The sequence below is a fragment of the Arthrobacter sp. L77 genome, from assembly GCF_000816565.1.
Classification (GTDB): domain Bacteria; phylum Actinomycetota; class Actinomycetes; order Actinomycetales; family Micrococcaceae; genus Arthrobacter_D; species Arthrobacter_D antioxidans.
This window is the reverse complement of sequence record NZ_JWSU01000006.1, coordinates 153,982-170,227: the sequence shown is the minus strand read 5'-3', so window position 1 is coordinate 170,227 and position 16,246 is coordinate 153,982. Positions and strand designations below refer to the sequence as shown.

13 protein-coding genes, 1 pseudogene and 1 riboswitch are annotated in these 16,246 nt (G+C 72.1%); of the genes and pseudogenes, 3 read left to right on the top strand and 11 right to left on the bottom strand.

The window, feature by feature from the left end; genetic code table 11:
* Positions 1–10: 10 nt before the first annotated feature.
* The 9 genes from hisF to aspS all read right to left on the bottom strand — a co-directional run bounded on the left by hisF (position 11) and on the right by aspS (position 7,945).
* Positions 11–781 (bottom strand): imidazole glycerol phosphate synthase subunit HisF, encoded by a 771-nt coding sequence (gene hisF, locus RY94_RS11025; protein WP_043445104.1) that lies wholly within the window; start codon positions 779–781, stop codon positions 11–13.
* 13 nt (positions 782–794) lie between these two features.
* Complete coding sequence (gene hisG, locus RY94_RS11020) at positions 795–1,640, bottom strand: ATP phosphoribosyltransferase (RefSeq protein ID WP_043445102.1); 846 nt, start codon at positions 1,638–1,640, stop codon at positions 795–797.
* 76 nt (positions 1,641–1,716) lie between these two features.
* Positions 1,717–1,980, bottom strand: coding sequence for a phosphoribosyl-ATP diphosphatase (locus tag RY94_RS11015; protein ID WP_043445100.1), 264 nt, complete (start codon positions 1,978–1,980; stop codon positions 1,717–1,719).
* A gap of 71 nt (positions 1,981–2,051) precedes the next feature.
* Positions 2,052–2,537 carry a 6,7-dimethyl-8-ribityllumazine synthase gene (gene ribH, locus RY94_RS11010; protein ID WP_043445099.1) on the bottom strand — a complete coding sequence of 162 codons (486 nt, stop codon included), beginning with the start codon at positions 2,535–2,537 and terminating at the stop codon, positions 2,052–2,054.
* Between the two features lie 80 nt (positions 2,538–2,617).
* Complete coding sequence (gene ribB / locus RY94_RS11005) at positions 2,618–3,247, bottom strand: 3,4-dihydroxy-2-butanone-4-phosphate synthase (RefSeq protein ID WP_331375709.1); 630 nt, start codon at positions 3,245–3,247, stop codon at positions 2,618–2,620.
* 14 nt (positions 3,248–3,261) lie between these two features.
* Positions 3,262–3,915, bottom strand: a complete 654-nt coding sequence (locus RY94_RS11000) for a riboflavin synthase (RefSeq protein ID WP_043445097.1) — start codon at positions 3,913–3,915, stop codon at positions 3,262–3,264.
* A gap of 44 nt (positions 3,916–3,959) precedes the next feature.
* The gene (ribD, locus tag RY94_RS10995) at positions 3,960–5,039 is read right to left on the bottom strand and encodes a bifunctional diaminohydroxyphosphoribosylaminopyrimidine deaminase/5-amino-6-(5-phosphoribosylamino)uracil reductase RibD (protein ID WP_043445095.1); all 1,080 of its coding nucleotides are present in this window, start codon (positions 5,037–5,039) and stop codon (positions 3,960–3,962) included.
* Complete coding sequence (gene pnuC, locus RY94_RS10990) at positions 5,036–5,719, bottom strand: nicotinamide riboside transporter PnuC (RefSeq protein ID WP_043445093.1); 684 nt, start codon at positions 5,717–5,719, stop codon at positions 5,036–5,038. Before pnuC ends, ribD begins: the two co-directional genes overlap by 4 nt.
* Before the next feature lie 118 nt (positions 5,720–5,837).
* A riboswitch (FMN riboswitch) is annotated at positions 5,838–5,979 on the bottom strand.
* Positions 5,980–6,172: 193 nt separating this feature from the next.
* Positions 6,173–7,945, bottom strand: coding sequence for an aspartate--tRNA ligase (aspS, locus tag RY94_RS10985; RefSeq protein WP_043445090.1), 1,773 nt, complete (start codon positions 7,943–7,945; stop codon positions 6,173–6,175).
* 136 nt (positions 7,946–8,081) lie between these two features.
* On the opposite strand from aspS, the gene RY94_RS10980 reads away from it, so the two are divergent.
* A complete protein-coding gene (locus RY94_RS10980) occupies positions 8,082–9,344 on the top strand; it encodes an APC family permease (protein WP_043445088.1) in 1,263 nt (420 codons plus the stop codon).
* Positions 9,345–9,416: 72 nt separating this feature from the next.
* Here the strand turns inward: RY94_RS10980 and hisS are convergent, their stop codons facing one another.
* The gene (gene hisS / locus RY94_RS10975) at positions 9,417–10,745 is read right to left on the bottom strand and encodes a histidine--tRNA ligase (protein WP_043445086.1); all 1,329 of its coding nucleotides are present in this window, start codon (positions 10,743–10,745) and stop codon (positions 9,417–9,419) included.
* A 495-nt stretch (positions 10,746–11,240) separates the two neighbouring features.
* Between hisS and RY94_RS10970 the strand changes: the two are divergent.
* Positions 11,241–12,899: pseudogene (locus tag RY94_RS10970) on the top strand (DUF349 domain-containing protein); the annotation flags it as partial.
* A gap of 96 nt (positions 12,900–12,995) precedes the next feature.
* Entirely contained in the window at positions 12,996–13,649 is a 654-nt protein-coding gene (locus tag RY94_RS10965; protein ID WP_052274267.1) for a hypothetical protein, read from the top strand.
* Positions 13,650–13,702: 53 nt separating this feature from the next.
* Here RY94_RS10965 and RY94_RS10960 read toward each other — a convergent pair whose 3' ends face one another.
* Positions 13,703–16,120, bottom strand: a complete 2,418-nt coding sequence (locus RY94_RS10960; RefSeq protein ID WP_043445084.1) for a RelA/SpoT family protein — start codon at positions 16,118–16,120, stop codon at positions 13,703–13,705.
* Between the last annotated feature and the right edge of the window lie 126 nt (positions 16,121–16,246).

The window sequence follows — 16,246 nt, the reverse complement described above, 5'->3', positions numbered from 1 at the left end:
TCCCCGGGTCCTAGCGGACCGGGAAGCCTGCCGCGCGGATGGCCGCCTTCACCTGGGCGATCGCGTCCACGGGACCGAAGTGGAAGACCGAGGCCGCGAGCACGGCGTCGGCGCCGGCCGCCACGGCGGGCGGGAAGTGTTCGGGCTTGCCCGCGCCGCCCGAGGCGATCAGGGGCACCCCGACGGCGGCCCGCACGGCGCGGATGAGCTCGAGATCGAAGCCCTCCTTGGTGCCGTCGGCGTCGATCGAGTTGAGCAGGATCTCCCCGACCCCGCGGTCCGCGGCCTCCTTCGCCCAGGCCACGGCGTCGATCCCGGTGCCCTTGCGGCCGCCGTACGTGGTGACCTCGAAGCCGGACGGCGTGCTCGCGTCCCGTGTCCGCCGTGCGTCGAGGGACAGCACGAGGACCTGCGCGCCGAAGTGCCCGGTGATCTCGTCGATCACGGAAGGGCGGGCCACGGCGGCGGTGTTGATGGACGCCTTGTCCGCGCCGAAGCGCAGGAGGCGGTCGACGTCGGAGATCTCACGGACGCCCCCGCCCACGGTGAGCGGGATGAAGACCTCCTCCGCGGTGCGGGCGACGACGTCGAGCGTGGTCTCACGGTTGCCCGAGGACGCGGTGACGTCGAGGAAGGTGAGTTCGTCGGCGCCGGCGCGGTCGTAGCGGTGAGCGAGCTCCACGGGATCTCCGGCGTCGCGCAGGTCCTCGAAGTTGATGCCCTTCACCACGCGCCCGGCGTCGACGTCGAGGCAGGGGATGACGCGGACTGCGACGGTCATGGCTGCCCCTCCCCTAGATCCGGCAGGCGTGGATGGTGCTGACGAGGATGGCGCGCGCGCCGAGCTCGTACAGCTCGTCCATGACCCGGTTGGTCTGGTGGCGCTTGACCATGGAGCGGACGGCCACCCATTCGGAGTCGCGCAGGGGCGAGACCGTGGGGGATTCGAGGCCGGGCGTCAGGGCGGCGGCCTCGTCCACGAGGTGCTTGCGGATGTCGTAGTCCATCATCACGTACTGGCGCGCCACGAGGACGCCCTGCAGGCGCCGCAGCAGCACGTCGAGGCCGGCGGGCGCCTCCGCGCCGGCCCTGCCGATCAGCACGGCCTCGCTCTGCAGGATGGGCTCACCGAAGATCTCCATGCCGGCGGCGCGGAGCGTGCTGCCGGTCTCGACGACGTCGGCGATGGCGTCGGCCACGCCGAGGCGCACGGAGGACTCGACGGCGCCGTCGAGCCGGACCACCGATGCGGTGATGCCGCGCGCGGCGAGGTAGTCGTTCAGGAGGCCCTCGTAGCTGGTCGCCAGGCGGCGGCCCTCGAGCTCCTCCAGCGAGGAGAAGTCCCCCACGGGTCCGGCGAACCGGAAGGTAGAGGCGCCGAAGCCGAGCTGCATGAGCTCCTCGGCCTGCACCTGGGCGTCGAGGAAGAGGTCGCGGCCGGTGATGCCGACGTCGAGGGTCCCCGAGCCCACGTACACCGCGATGTCGCGCGGGCGGAGGAAGAAGAACTCGATCTCGTTCTCGGGGTCGACGAGCACCAGTTCGCGGGAATCGCGACGCTGGCGGTAGCCGGCCTCGGCGAGCATGGACGAGGCGGCCTCGGAGAGGGCGCCCTTGTTGGGGACTGCTACACGGAGCATGGGGATCTTTCGCTGGTGGGGACGGGGGACGAGACGTGCCGGAGCCGCGGAGGGGTGCAGGGTGCGCCCTGTGCGGCTACAGATGCTTGTAGACGTCCTCCAGCGTGAGTCCCTTCGCGATCATGAGGACCTGCAGGTGGTAGAGCAGCTGGGAGATCTCCTCCGCGGCCTCCTCGGCGGACTCGTACTCGGCCGCCATCCACACCTCGGCGGCCTCCTCGACGACCTTCTTGCCGATACCGTGCACGCCCGAGTCGAGCTCCGCCACGGTCCGCGACCCCGTGGGGCGCTCGACCGCCTTCGCGCTGAGTTCCTCGAACAGGGAATCAAAGGTTTTCACACCTCCTAGGTTATCGGCTCGCGCAGCCGCCGCGGCACGCGGGCCGCGTCCTGTGACGGACGCCTCCGTGCTCATCGCTCCGACGCGCGGAGGACGGCGGCCGTCGCGAGGGCGGCCGACACGGCCTCGTGCCCCTTGTCCTCGGAGGAGCCGGGCAGGCCGGCGCGGTCCAGTCCCTGCTGCTCGGTGTCGCAGGTCAGGACCCCGAAGCCCACCGGCACGCCGGTGCGGACGCTGACGTCGGTGAGGCCCGACGTCGCCGCCTGGCACACGTACTCGAAGTGCGGCGTGCCGCCGCGGATGACGACGCCGAGGGCCGCGACGGCGTCGAACCGGGGGGCGAGGCGTGCGGCGGCGACAGGAAGTTCGAAGCTGCCGGGCACCCGGATCTCGGTGACCTCGGCGCCGGCCTCCGCGGCGGCGCGGCGGGCGCCGTCGAGCAGCCCGTCCATGATCTGGGTGTGCCAGCTCGCGGCGATGATCGCGAGGCGCAGGGGCGCGCCGTCCGGTGTGGTCAGTGCGCTGACGTCGATGCTGGGTGCTCCGTGGCCGCTCATGGGTCTCCTTCGGGTGGGTTGCTGCAGGGATACTGCCGGGTGGTGCTGTGCTGCCGTGGTGCTGGTGGGTCGGTCGGCGGTCAGGCGCTGTGCCGGTGGTCCTCGCGGGCCCGGAGATGGGCCACGAGGTCCTCGATCGAGACGAGCGGGAGCCGGTGCTCGTCGGCGAAGCGACGGAGCGCGGGCAGGCGCATCATGTCGCCGTCGTCGTGGACGAGTTCGGCGATGACGGCCGCCGGGCGCTTGCCGGCCAGGACGCTCAGGTCCACCCCGGCCTCGGTGTGCCCGGGGCGCTTGCGGACGCCGCCGGGGGCGGCGCGCAGCGGGAAGACGTGGCCCGGCCGGGTGAGGTCCAGGGGGCCGCTGGCCGGGTCGGCCAGCACCTGCGCCGTGCGGGCGCGGTCAGCGGCGCTGATGCCGGTGCTCACTCCCGCCGCGGCGTCGCACGAGACCGTGTAGGCCGTGCCCTTCGCGTCCTCGTTGACCGCCGTCATGGGCGGCAGGAGCAGCCGGTCGGCGTCCTCCGAGCGCAGCGGCACGCAGAGCACACCCGACGTCCAGCGCACAGTCCACCCCACGAGGGCGGGCGTCGCGTCCTCGGCGGCGAAGACGATGTCACCCTCGTTCTCGCGGTCCTCGTCGTCCACCACGACGACGGCGCCGCCGGCGGCGATGGCGGCGATGGCGTCCTCGATCGGGTCGAGACGCACCGGAGCGGTTCCCGTCACGGTGTACCGCCGCTGGCCTGGTCCCGGCGGGCGTCCGCGGCGGCGAAGCCGAGGAGTCGTTCCGCGTACTTCGCGAGCACGTCCATCTCGAGGTTCACCGGGTCGCCGAGGGCCTTCGCGCCGAGGCCGGTCTCCCGGAGGGTGGTGGGGATGAGCCCCACCTCGAACCACTGCTCGGCGTCCTCGGGCGGACTCACCGCGGTGACGGTCAGGGAGACGCCGTCGATCGCGATGGACCCCTTCTCCGCGGCGTAGCGTCCCAGGCCGGCGGGCAGCCCGAAGCGGAGCCGGTGCCAGGCGCCGAGGTCCTCGCGCTCCAGCAGCACGCCGATGCCGTCCACGTGCCCCTGCACCACATGGCCGTCGAGGCGCCCGCCCGCGGGGACGCACCGCTCGAGGTTGACGGGCGCGCCGGGCTGCAGGCCGCCCGTGGTGGTGCGGCGCAGGGTCTCCCCCATGACGTCGACGCCCACGCGGCCGCCGTCGAGCGTGACGGCCGTCAGGCAGACGCCGTTGACGGCGATCGAGGCGCCGGGCGCGAGGTCCCGGCCGGTGCCGGGCGCCTCGAAGACGAGGAGCGCGCTCTCGCCGTCGGGCGTGAGCTCCAGGGAGACCACGCTGCCCTGTTCGGAGACGATTCCTGTGAACACTGGTACTTCCTTCGCGATCGGTGGGCGGTGCGGGGCGGGGCGGGTCAGGCGGTGGCCGGTGGGGGCCCGAGGTGCAGCCGCACGTCCGGGCCGAACTGCCGGACGGCGGGGCCACCGGCGTCGTCCAGGGCCCAGCGCTCGGCGTCCGTGAGGGTCCCGACGCCGAGATCCGGGAAGGCGGGTGCCCCGTCGCCGAGGATCAGTGGCGCGACGTAGCTGAACAGCTCGTCCACCACTCCCGCCCGGAGGAACGCGGAGGCGATGCGCGGGCCGCCCTCGACGAGGACGTGGCGGACACCCCGGGCATGGAGCTCGCCGAGGGCCGCGTCCACGTCCCGCGTGGCCAGGTGGAGGAAACCCTCCCCGCGCACGGAGGCGTCGTCGGGCACGGGGGTGCGCCCGAGGACCACCCGGAGGCCCGGGGTCGGAGGTGCCACCCGGGCGTCCTGTGCCCCCGACGCCGGGTCGATGCGGGCGGTGAGCCGCGGATCGTCGGCGAGGACGGTCCCGGTGCCGACGAGGACGGCGTCGGCGACGGCACGGATCCGGTGGCCGTCGGCGCGGGCGTCGGCGCCGGTAATCCACTGGCTGGAGCCGTCGCGGGCCGCCACGCGTCCGTCGAGGGACTGCGCGGACTTCAGGGTGACGAACGGCCGGCGGGCGAGGACGGACGCCGTCCAGCGCCGGTTGAGGTGGTGAGAGCGGGCGGCCTCGAGGCCGCCGACGCAGTCGACGCCGGCCTCGCGCAGCCGCCGGGCGCCCCCGGCGGCGGCACCGTCGACGTCGTCGGCCGCGTACACCACGCGGGCCACGCCGGCGTCGAGGAGCGCCTCGCTGCACGGGCCGGTCCGGCCGGTGTGGTTGCAGGGTTCGAGGGTCACCACCATGGTGGCGCCGCGCGGGTCGTTGCCGCGCCGTCGGGCATCGGCGAGGGCGGAGGGCTCGGCGTGCGCCGTGCCGGCCCCGCGGTGGTGGCCCTCCCCCAGGACGGTGCCGTCACCGGAGAGCAGGACCGCGCCCACCAGGGGGTTGGCGCCGCGCACCCCGCGGCCGGCGAGGTCCAGGGCGCGGAGCATCGCGGCCGCCTCCGCGGCGGTGGTCCGGGTGCCGGGTGTCGCACTCATCGCAGCGTCGGATCCGGGAGGAGGGTCTCGATGCGCGGCTTCTCGGTGCGCTGGGCGCGTGCCCACACGAAGAAGCCGACGAGCGTGAAGGCCCCGTAGAACACGTACATGAAGGCGCTGGCGTAGTAGCCCGCACTGAACAGCAGGGGGACCCCGACGATGTCCACGGCGACCCACACGAGCCAGAACTCCACCCAGCCCTTGGCCATGCCGTAGGTGGCGAGCAGGGACCCGACGAACGTCCAGGCGTCCGCCCAGACGGGCTCGTACGAGCCGAGCAGGCGGAACAGGGGCGTGAGGGCGAAGGTGCCCACGATCATGAAGGAGACCATCCCGAGGCGCGCCTTCGTCCCGGCCCAGCGGGGCTCGACGGCCTGGCCGCCCTGGTCGCGGCTGGCCCGCCATCGGCGCCACCCGTAGATCGAGACGGCGATGAACATGACCTGCCGGCCGGCCTGGCCCAGCAGGTTGGCGGCGCTCGCGGCGCCGAAGAGGGATCCGAGGAAGACGGTGAGGAGCAGCACGTTGCCGATGATCCCGACCGGCCAGGCCCAGACGCGCCGGCGCATGCCGCCGAAGGCACTGAGGAGCCCGAAGACGTTACCCACCACTTCGCGCAGCAGGAGGGAACCGTTGCCTACGGGGATGCGGGCTTCGAAGAGCCACTGCAGAAAGTCCATGCCGATCCTTCACCGGGTCCACGGCTCCGGGCAACGGCAGCAGCAAGGGACGTCCCGCCCTGGCTGCTGCCACGACAGGCGCCGCGACCCGGCGACGGGCAGCGGTGATTCCCTGCTGTTCGTGCTTCTCCCATCCAGACTTTGACTGTCGGTCCCGGAATTCCACCGGCTCAACCGCCGCCACCCCGCGGGTGCGGGACGTTGAGCGGGTCGCGGACTATCACCGCCGGTTCGGAATTACACCGACCCCGGAGCACGTACTCCCCCGATTATTTCACAGCCCGCCGGAACCCTCCCCCGAACGGTCACAATTCGTCCGACAGCGAAGCAGCGCCGCGGCGCCTCCGTCCCCAGCCTTCCAGGACGCAGTTGCGGCGGGGGGNGGGTGCGATCGACCCGCACCCGCCGTAACTGCACACCGTCCGGGGCAGCGCCCCGGACCGGAGTCGCCGATCAGCCCTCGGCGGCGGCCTTCGGCTTGACGTCCACGCCGGCCTCCTTGCGCTGCTGCGCCGTGATCGGCGCGGGCGCCGCGGTCAGGGGGTCGAACCCGCCGCCGGACTTCGGGAACGCGATGACGTCGCGGATGGAATCGGTCCCCGCGAGGAGCGAGACCACCCGGTCCCAGCCCAGGGCGATCCCGCCGTGCGGCGGTGCGCCGTACTTGAAGCCCTCGAGCAGGAAGCCGAACTTCTCCTGCGCTTCCTCCTTGCCGAGGCCCATGACCGCGAACACGCGTTCCTGCACGTCGCGCTGGTGGATACGGATGGATCCACCGCCGAGCTCGTTGCCGTTGCAGACGATGTCGTAGGCGTAGGCGACCGCGTTCTCCGGGTCCGTGTCGAAGGTGTCGAGGAACTCGGGCTTCGGGGACGTGAAGGCGTGGTGGACGGCCGTCCACGCGCCGCCACCGACGGCGACGTCGCCCGCGGCGACGGCTGCGGAGGCCGGCTCGAACATGGGCGCGTCGACGATCCACACGAAGGCCCAGTCACCCTCCGTGATGAGCCCCGTGCGCCGGCCGATCTCGACCCGGGCGGCACCGAGGATGGCGCGCGACGACGACCTGTCGCCGGCAGCGAAGAAGATGCAGTCGCCCGGGTTGGCCCCGGTCGCGCCGGCCAGGCCCTCGCGCTCGGCGTCGGTGAGGTTCTTGGCGACGGGCCCGCGGAGGCTGCCGTCGTCGTCGATGAGGACGTACGCGAGGCCCTTGGCCCCGCGCTGCTTCGCCCACTCCTGCCAGGCGTCCAGCTGGCGACGCGGCTGCGAGGCACCGCCGGGCATGACGACGGCCCCCACGTAGGGAGCCTTGAAGACGCCGAAGCCGGTGTCCTTGAAGAACTCGGTCAGCTCGGTCAGCTCGAGCCCGAAGCGGAGGTCCGGCTTGTCCGAGCCGTACTTCGCCATCGCCTCGGCGTACGTCATCCGGCGGATCGGCAGCGGGATCTCGACGTCGATCAGCTTCCAGAGCGCGGCGACGAGCTGCTCGCCGAGGGCGATGATGTCGTCCTCCTCCACGAAGCTCGCCTCGATGTCGAGCTGGGTGAACTCGGGCTGGCGGTCGGCGCGGAAGTCCTCGTCCCGGTAGCAGCGGGCCAGCTGGTAGTACTTCTCGAAGCCGCCGACCTGCAGGAGCTGCTTGAACAGCTGCGGGGACTGCGGAAGCGCGTACCAGGAGCCGGGCGCGAGGCGCGCAGGCACCAGGAAGTCGCGGGCGCCCTCCGGCGTGGAGCGCGTGAGCGTGGGGGTCTCGATCTCCACGAACCCGTCCGCGTGCAGCAGTTCGCGGGCGATCCGGCTGGCCTCGGACCGGAGGCGCAGATTGGCTTGGGGGCCGGGGCGCCGGAGGTCGAGGTAGCGGTGGCGCAGGCGTGCCTCCTCACCCACCTCGACGTGCTCGTCGATCTGGAACGGGAGGGGGTCGGAGGTGTTGAGGATGGTCACGGTGTCCGCGATGACCTCGATCGCGCCGGTGGGGAGGGCCGGGTTCTCGTTGCCCTCGGGGCGCTGCTGGACCTCGCCGACGATCTGCAGGACGTACTCGTTGCGCAGGGACGAGAACACGTCCTCCTCACGGACGACGACCTGGGCGACGCCGGAGGCGTCCCGGAGATCGAGGAACGCGACGCCGCCGTGATCCCGGCGACGGGCGACCCATCCAGCCAGGGTGACCGTTTGTCCTACGTGCTCGGGCCGAAGCGAGCCGAGTTCATGCGTGCGGAGCACAGCATTCCTTCCCACAAATACGTTCGATGAGTCGCAGGCGAGCCTCGCCTGCCTAGAGTTGGTGCAAACCCGTCCAACTTTACCGGTCCGGTTCCGACCGGCCGGACAGGCCGTCCCGGAACCGTCGAGGAGCACCATGACCCAGCCACCGGGACTGCGCCGCGCGATGGGCGGCTTCGACGCCACCACGGTCGGGGTCGGGGCGATGATCGGCGCGGGCGCCTTCGTGGTCTTCGCCCCCGCCGGCGCCTCGGCGGGGGCGCTGCTGCCCCTCGCCGTCGTCATCGCGGGCTTCGTCGCCTACTGCAACGCCGCGGCGACGGCCTCGCTCGCCGTCCGCTATCCGTCCAGCGGGGGGACCTACGTGTACGGCAGGGAGCAGCTGGGGCCCTGGCCCGGGTTCCTCGCCGGGTGGGGTTTCGTCACCGGCAAGGTGGCCTCCTGCGCGGCGATGGCCCTCACGTTCGGCCTGTACGCGGCACCGGGCGCGGAGAAGGCCGCCGCCGTGGCCGCCGTCGCCGGGCTGACGGGGGTGAACCTCCTCGGGGTGACGCGGACGGCCCTCGCGACGCGCATCATCGTCTCGCTCGTGGTGCCCGTCCTGGCCTTCGTCGTCGTCGTGGCGTTCACCGCCCCTGCGGCCCCGTCCGGCGCCGGCTCCGGTGGAACGGGCGGCGTGGGTGGCGTCCTGCAGGCCGCGGCCCTGCTGTTCTTCGCGTTCGCGGGCTACGCGCGCATCGCGACCATGGGCGAGGAGGTCCGGGAGCCGCGCCGGAACATCCCGCGGGCGATCTTCGGCGCCCTCGGGTTCACCCTCCTCCTGTACCTGCTCCTGGCGCTCTCGCTGCTGAACGCCCTCGGCCCGGAGGCCCTCGCCGCCTCGACGGCGCCGCTGCGGGACGTCGTCGACGCGGCCTCGCCCGGAGGGGCTGCCGGGGTGCTCGACACGGTGGTCGTCCTCGCGGCGGCGCTCGCGAGCCTCGGTGCGCTGCTCGCCCTGATCGCGGGCGTGGGCCGGACGAGCCTCGCGATGGCCCGCACCGGGGACCTGCCGTCGATGCTCTCCCGTGTCTCGGCGCGTTTCGCGGTGCCCTGGGCGGCGGACGTCGCGACCGCCGCCGTCGTGGTGGTGCTGCTGCTCGCCACGGACGTGCTGACCGTCGTCGGGTTCTCCAGCTTCGGGGTGCTGGTGTACTACGCGATCGCGAACGTCTCCGCCTTCACCCTCACGGACCGGCAGTGGTACGCCCCGCGCTGGCTCAACGCCGTCGGGGCGGCAGCCTGCCTCGTGCTCGCCTTCACGCTGCCGGCGGCGTCGGTGCTGACCATGCTCGCGGTGCTCGCCGTCGGGGTCGCCGTGCGGGCCGTGGTCCTGGCACGACGGCGGCGCCGGACCTGAGGAGGCCGGCCCCGGCCTCGCGGGGCGTGCCTTCGTGCGCGACGCCGCGGGCAGGCGCGGACGACGCGCCGGTCAGGCGCGGGCGACGACGGGCCGGAGGTCCTCCGCCGGAGGTGTCCACGAGGACGGGTCCGCCGCCACCTGGTCGCCCGACCGGATGTCCTTCACCTCGTGCGAGCCGTCCGCCGACGTGAACCACACGAACGGGATGCCGCGGCGGTCCGCGAACTTGATCTGCTTCCCGAACTTCTCGGCCGTCGCGGCCACCTCCGCGGAGATGCCGCGGCTCCGGAGCGCCGTCGCGACATCCTGGGCCTGCGACCAGGCGTTCTCGTCCGCGAGCGTCACCAGGACCGCCGTCGGGACCGCACGGGAGACCGTGGCGAAGCCCTGGCTGAGGATCCGCGACACGATCCGGGTGACGCCGATGGACAGCCCGACGCCCGGGAAGGTGCGGTTGCCCTTGCGGGCCAGCGCGTCGTAGCGGCCGCCGGAGCAGATGGAGCCGAGGCCCTCGTGCCCGTCGAGCACCGTCTCGTAGACGGTCCCGGTGTAGTAGTCGAGCCCCCGGGCGATGCTGAGGTCCGCGACCACCCGGCCCGGCGCACGCCGCGACGCCTCGCCGACGACCTGCCGGAGCTCCTCGAGTCCTTCCTCGAGGAGTTCGTTCGTGACACCGAGACCACGGACCCGCTCCACGAAGGACGTGTCCGCGGTGCGGATGCCCGCGAGCTCGAGGGCCAGGCGCACCTGCTCGTCGTCCGCGCCGACCTCGTCGCGCAGCAGTGCGCCCACCTTCTCGGCGCCGATCTTCTCGAGCTTGTCGATGCTGCGCAGCACCGCCGCGGTGTCCTCGAGCCCGATCGCGCGGTAGAACCCCTCGGCGAGCTTCCGGTTGTTGACGCGCAGGGTGAAGTCGGGGATCGGGAGGGCACCGAGCGCCTCGACGACGGCGAGGGCGAGTTCGACGTCGTACCGGAACGGCAGGACGCCGTCGCCGACGACGTCGATGTCCGCCTGGGTGAACTCCCGGGCACGGCCCTCCTGCGGCCGCTCGCCGCGCCAGCACTTCTGGATCTGGAACCGGCGGAAGGGGAAGGCGAGGTGGCCGGCGTTCTCGACGACATAGCGTGCGAACGGCACGGTGAGGTCGTAGTGGAGCGCCAGTCCGCTCTCCGAGGCGGACGCCTCGTCGGCCTGCAGGCGGGAGACCGCGTAGACCTCCTTGTCGATCTCGCCCTTGCGGAGGAGGTGGTCCACGGTCTCGACGGCGCGGGTCTCGATGCTGGAGAACCCGTGCAGCTCGAACGTGCGCTGCAGCACCTCCAACACGTGGAGCTCGATCAGGCGCTCCTCGGGGAGCCACTCGGGAAAGCCTGACAGTGATGCCTTGCGGGCCATTAGGGGGATCTCCTCCTGCACGGGGTTTCCGGTCCTCGCCCCGACGGCGGGGCGATCCGGTTCTGCGGCCTCAATCCTAGGTGCCGGGTAGCCTCCGCCGGAAAAGCGCGGGCCGGACGGGGCGGCTCGTCCAGCCCGGTGCGCCGGCCCCCGCCATGCCGCGGAACGAAGGCCAGTGGGTAAAGTAGCCTCAGGGCAGGTTCCCGGAGTTCAGGTCAGGAGCGGAGTGCGCAGCGAGGTCGGCCGGAAGGCCCTTGTTGCCGTACCCCGACCGGCATGACCGATAGACTCCTAGACCCTGCATGAAATGGCCCTGGCGCGGTTCACGGCCATCCGACGAGCGAAAGACTTCTAGCGGTGACAGACAGTCAGCAATCCGACGACACGACCATCGGCCAGGACTCGCAGCAGGACGCTGCGGCAGGCGACGGCACGAACACGGCATCCGTAGCGGCAGAGCCCGGCGCGGCGGCAGGGGAATCAGCGGCGGAAGAGTCGGCCGGATCCACGGAGTCCTCGGACGCCGCGGCGTCCGGGACGCCCGCCGAGGACGCAGCGGCTCCCGCCCAGGAGACGCCCGCCCAGGACGCAGCGGCTCCCGCCCAGGAGACGCCCGCCCAGGACGCAGCGGCTCCCGCCCAGGAGACGCCCGCCCAGGACGCAGCGACCCCCACGGACGAGGCCCCGGCCGAGCCCGCAGCCGCTCCGGAGGAGGTCGAGGCGCCTACCGAGGAGGCAGCGACCCCCACGGACGAGGCCCCTGCCNCGGCCGAGGCCGCGCCGCCCAGCGCCCCGTCGCCCCAGCCGTCCGCTCCCCGCCCGCCGCTTCCCACGAAGATGGCACCGCGCCCGCTGAAGCAGGCGACGACGCCGGTGGCGGCGCCCGTCGCCCACAGCACGCCCCTGGCCGAAGCCGGCAGGTTCGCGCGCGTCGAGGAGGACGGCCACGTCTTCCTGCTCGTCGACGGCGAGGAACATGCGGTCGGCCAGTACCCGGACGCGACCCGCCAGGAGGCCCTCGCCTACTTCGTGCGCAAGTACGACGACATCGTCAGCCAGGTGGCGCTCCTCGAGCAGCGGGTGCAGGCGAAGGCGCCGGCATCGGACATGGCCAAGACGGCCAAGCACCTGCGTGCGCAGGTCGGCGAACGCAAGGTGGTCGGCGACGTCCTGGCACTCGAGGCGCGGATCGACACCCTGCTCGAGGCCATCGGAGGCCTGGAGAAGGCCGAGCGCGCCGTCCAGGACGAGCTGAAGGCGAAGGAACTCGCGGCTCGCGAGGCGATCGTCGCCGAAGCGGAGGAGCTCGCCGACCGCGATCCCTCCACCGTGCAGTGGAAGGCCAGCAGCACCCGGATGAACGAGCTCTTCGAGCTCTGGAAGGCCGCCCAGAAGAACGGACCGAGGCTCGGGCGTGGCACGGAGGATTCGCTCTGGAAGCGCTTCCGGTCCGCCCGCACCATCTTCGACCGCCATCGCCGCGCCTACTTCTCCCAGCTGGACAGCGACAACGCCGAGGCGAAGCAGGCCAAGGAAGCGCTCATCAAGCGCGCCGAGCAGCTGTCCGGCTCGACGGACTGGGGCCAGACCGCTGCCGAGTACCGGCATCTGATGGACGAGTGGAAGGCGTCCAAGCGCGCCAGCCGCAAGGACGACGACGCCCTCTGGGCCCGCTTCCGCGCCGCCCAGGACCGCTTCTTCGAGGCCCGCAAGGCCGCGAACGAAGCCGTCGACGAGGAGTACGCGGGCAACCTCGAGGCCAAGGAGGCACTGCTGCGGGAAGCCCAGCAGATCCTGCCGATCCGGGACCTCGCCGCCGCGAAGAAGGCCCTGCAGTCCGTCCGTGACCGGTGGGACGAGGCCGGGAAGGTCCCGCGCGCCGACATGGGCCGTATCGACGCCGGGCTCCGTAAGGTGGAGGACGCCGTCAGGGCCGCCGACGAGGAGCACTGGACGAAGACGAACCCCGAGACCAAGGCGCGCACCAACAGCGCCCTGAGCCAGCTCGAAGCGACCATCGCCCAGCTCAAGGACGACCTCGCCGACGCCGAGCGCGCGGGTGACGCCAAGAAGATCGCCTCGGCCCGGGAAGCGCTGGCAGCACGGGAACAGTGGCTCGACATGCTGCAGCGGTCGGCGCAGGACTTCTCCTAGCGCCCCGCTCGCACGCAGCGACAGCCCCCCGGCGCCCTTGTCCACATGGGCGCCGGGGGGCTTTTGCGTGGGAGGTGCAGTCCGCATGCTGAGGTGATGGCCCCCCTGCACAGCGCCTCCGCCGCAGCACCTCCCGAGCGCTATCCCGGAGCGGCACACCCTCCGGTCACCTCGACCGGCGGCGCGCTCTTCCACGCGGGAGACATCTTCACCTCGGCGGAGCTGCAGGCCATGCGGCTCGAGGGCCTGGTGCGGCTCGTGATCGGCGGGTCCTATCTCCGGAGCGACTTCCGGGAGGACCCCGCCATCCGGTCGCAGGCCGCCGCCCGGAGCATCCCGCAGTCGGTGCGGTCCCGGGTGGCGCTCGGGCGCTCCTGCGCGGCGTGGATCTACGGGTGCGCCGCTCCTCCGACCGTGATCAGCCTCGTGACGGACCACCGGCGCCGCACCACGGCCCTGCCGCCCTTCACGTCCGCCGTCATGCACCAGGTGGCGCTCGGACCGTTCGACGTGAACAGGGTGGGCGGGGTGTGCGTGACCACCCCGCTCAGGACCGCCCTGGACATCGCCGTGCACGGCGAGGACCGTGATGCGGTGGGCATCCTGCGGGCCATCGGCCGGGACCGCGAGCTGGACTGCCCGCTCCGCCTCGTGGAGGCCGCACTCCTGGGCGCCTCGCGGGTGCCCGGGAAGACGCGTGCCCTGTCGAGGGTGAGGGCGGCCCGGCGTCCGGCGGCAGGCGCAGGATGAGACGGCACCCACGAGCGGCCGCGCACGGACACCGGCGGCGCCCGTGCCCGCCCTCAGGGCCGGCGCTGGGAGCCGGTGGTCCGGTAGACGTCGAAGACGCCGTCGATGCGCCGGACGGCGCTGAGGATGTGGCTGAGGTACTTGGGATCGCCCATCTCGAAGGCGAAGCGGGACATCGCGACCCTGTCCGTGGACGTGTTCACGCTGGCCGCGAGGATGTTCACGTGGTTCTCTGCGAGCACGCTCGTGACGTCGGAGAGCAGGCTCTTGCGGTCGAGCGCCTCGACCTGGATCTCGACCAGGAACACGCTCGACTGCGTGGGAGCCCAGTCCACGGGCACGATCCGGTCCGGCTGGTCGCGCAGCTCCTGCACGTTGCGGCAGTCGGTCCGATGCACCGAGACACCCGAGCCGCGGGTGACGAACCCGATGATCGGATCCGGCGGGACGGGCGTGCAGCAGCGCGCGAGTTTCACCCAGACGTCACCGACCCCGCGGACGGTCACGCCGGAATCGGAGAACTTGGGCCGCCGGGGCTGGGCCGGGACCACGGTCTCGGCGATGCTCTCCTCGGCGCCCTCGTGTCCGCCCATGAGGGCCACGAGGTGCTCGATGACGTTCTGGGCGGAGGTGTGTCCGTCACCGACGGCGGCGTAGAGCGCCGAGATGTCCTGGTGGTGGAGCTCCTCCGCCACGGTCATCAGGGCGGTGTGCGTCATCATGCGCTGCAGCGGCAGGTTCTGCTTGCGCATGGCGCGCGTCAGCAGGTCCTTGCCCTTGTCCACGGCCTCCTCGCGCCGCTCCTTCGTGAACCACTGCCGGATCTTGTTCCGGGCGCGCGGGCTCTTGACGAAGTTCTGCCAGTCCTGGCTCGGCCCCGCGCCCTCGGCCTTCGAGGTGAAGATCTCCACCGAGTCGCCGTGGTTCAGCTCGCTGCTGAGCGGGACGAGCTTCCCGTTCACCCTCGCCCCGATGGTCCGGTGGCCCACCTCGGTGTGCACGGCGTAGGCGAAGTCCACCGGCGTCGACCCGGCCGGCAGCGCCATCACCTCGCCCTTGGGGGTGAAGACGAAGACCTCACGCGCGTTGATCTCGAACCGCAGCGAGTCGAGGAACTCGTTCGGGTCAGAGGTCTCCTGCTGCCAGTCGACGAGGCTGCGCAGCCACCCCATGTCCCCGCCGTCCTGCGCCTCGAGCTGCCGGCCGCCGCTCTTGTACTTCCAGTGGGCGGCGACACCGTACTCGGCACGGCGGTGCATGTCGTGGGTCCTGATCTGGATCTCCACGGGCTTGCCGCCCGGACCGATCACGGTGGTGTGCAGCGACTGGTACATGTTGAACTTCGGCATCGCGATGTAGTCCTTGAACCGCCCGGGAAGGGGGTTCCAGCGCGAATGCAGGGAGCCGAGGGTCGCGTAGCAGTCACGCACGCTGTCCACCAGGACGCGCACGCCCATGAGGTCGTGGATGTCGTCGAAGTCCTTACCCCGGACGATCATCTTCTGGTAGATGGAGTAGTAGTGCTTGGGCCGTCCCGTGATCGTCGCCTTGATCCTGACGGTGCGCAGGTCCTCCTCGATCTGGTTCCGCACGAGGCTGAGGTGCTTCTCCCGCTCGGGGGTCCTGTCCCCCACCATGCGGACGATCTCCTCGTACACCTTCGGGTGCAGGGCCGCGAAGGAGAGGTCCTCGAGCTCCCACTTGATGGTGTTCATGCCCAGCCGGTGCGCGAGCGGTGCGAAGATCTCGAGGGTCTCCCGCGCCTTCTTCGCGGAGGAGGCGGGCGAGACGAAACGCCAGGTGCGGGCGTTGTGCAGCCGGTCGGCGAGCTTGATGACGAGGACCCGGATGTCCTTCGCCATGGCGACGACCATCTTGCGGACCGTCTCGGCCTGCGCGGCGTCCCCGAAGGACACCTTGTCCAGCTTCGTCACGCCGTCGACGAGCATGGCCACCTCGGGCCCGAAATCGCGCTTGAGCTCCTCGAGCGTGTACGAGGTGTCCTCGACGGTGTCGTGCAGGAGGGCCGCGGCGAGCGTGGTGCCGGTCATGCCCAGCTCGGCCAGGATGGTGGCGACGGCGACGGGGTGCGTGATGTACGGATCGCCGCTCTTGCGCGTCTGACCCTCGTGGCTGCGCTCCGCGACGAGGTAGGCGCGCTGGATGAGGTCGAGGTCTTCCTTCGGGTTGTTGGCCCGGACCGTGCGCAGCAGCGGCTCGAGGACGGGCGAGTAGCCGGAGGAGCCGCGGCCGGTGAGCCGGGCGATGCGCGCGCGGGTCCGCCCCCGCCTGCCGGGAGCCACCTGGTCGGCGCTCGTCGCGGAGGGCGCGGAGCTCGGCGACTCCGGCTGCACGAGGCCCCGGGACGGTCCGGGGCGCACGGCGTCCGTCGCGACCGGGCCCTGCCCGCCCGCCGTGGAGGCGCCCGGACCGCCGTCGGGCCCTCCCGTGGGCTTCACCGCTTCAGCCATGTGCCATCCCTCAATCTCGATCCCGGGCCCGGAAGGGTTCCCGCGATGCCACCGGTCATGCGACGGTCCAATTCTAGCCGGGCCCGGAACGGCATCGGCCGCAGGGCACCCGGACGGGTCTCCTGC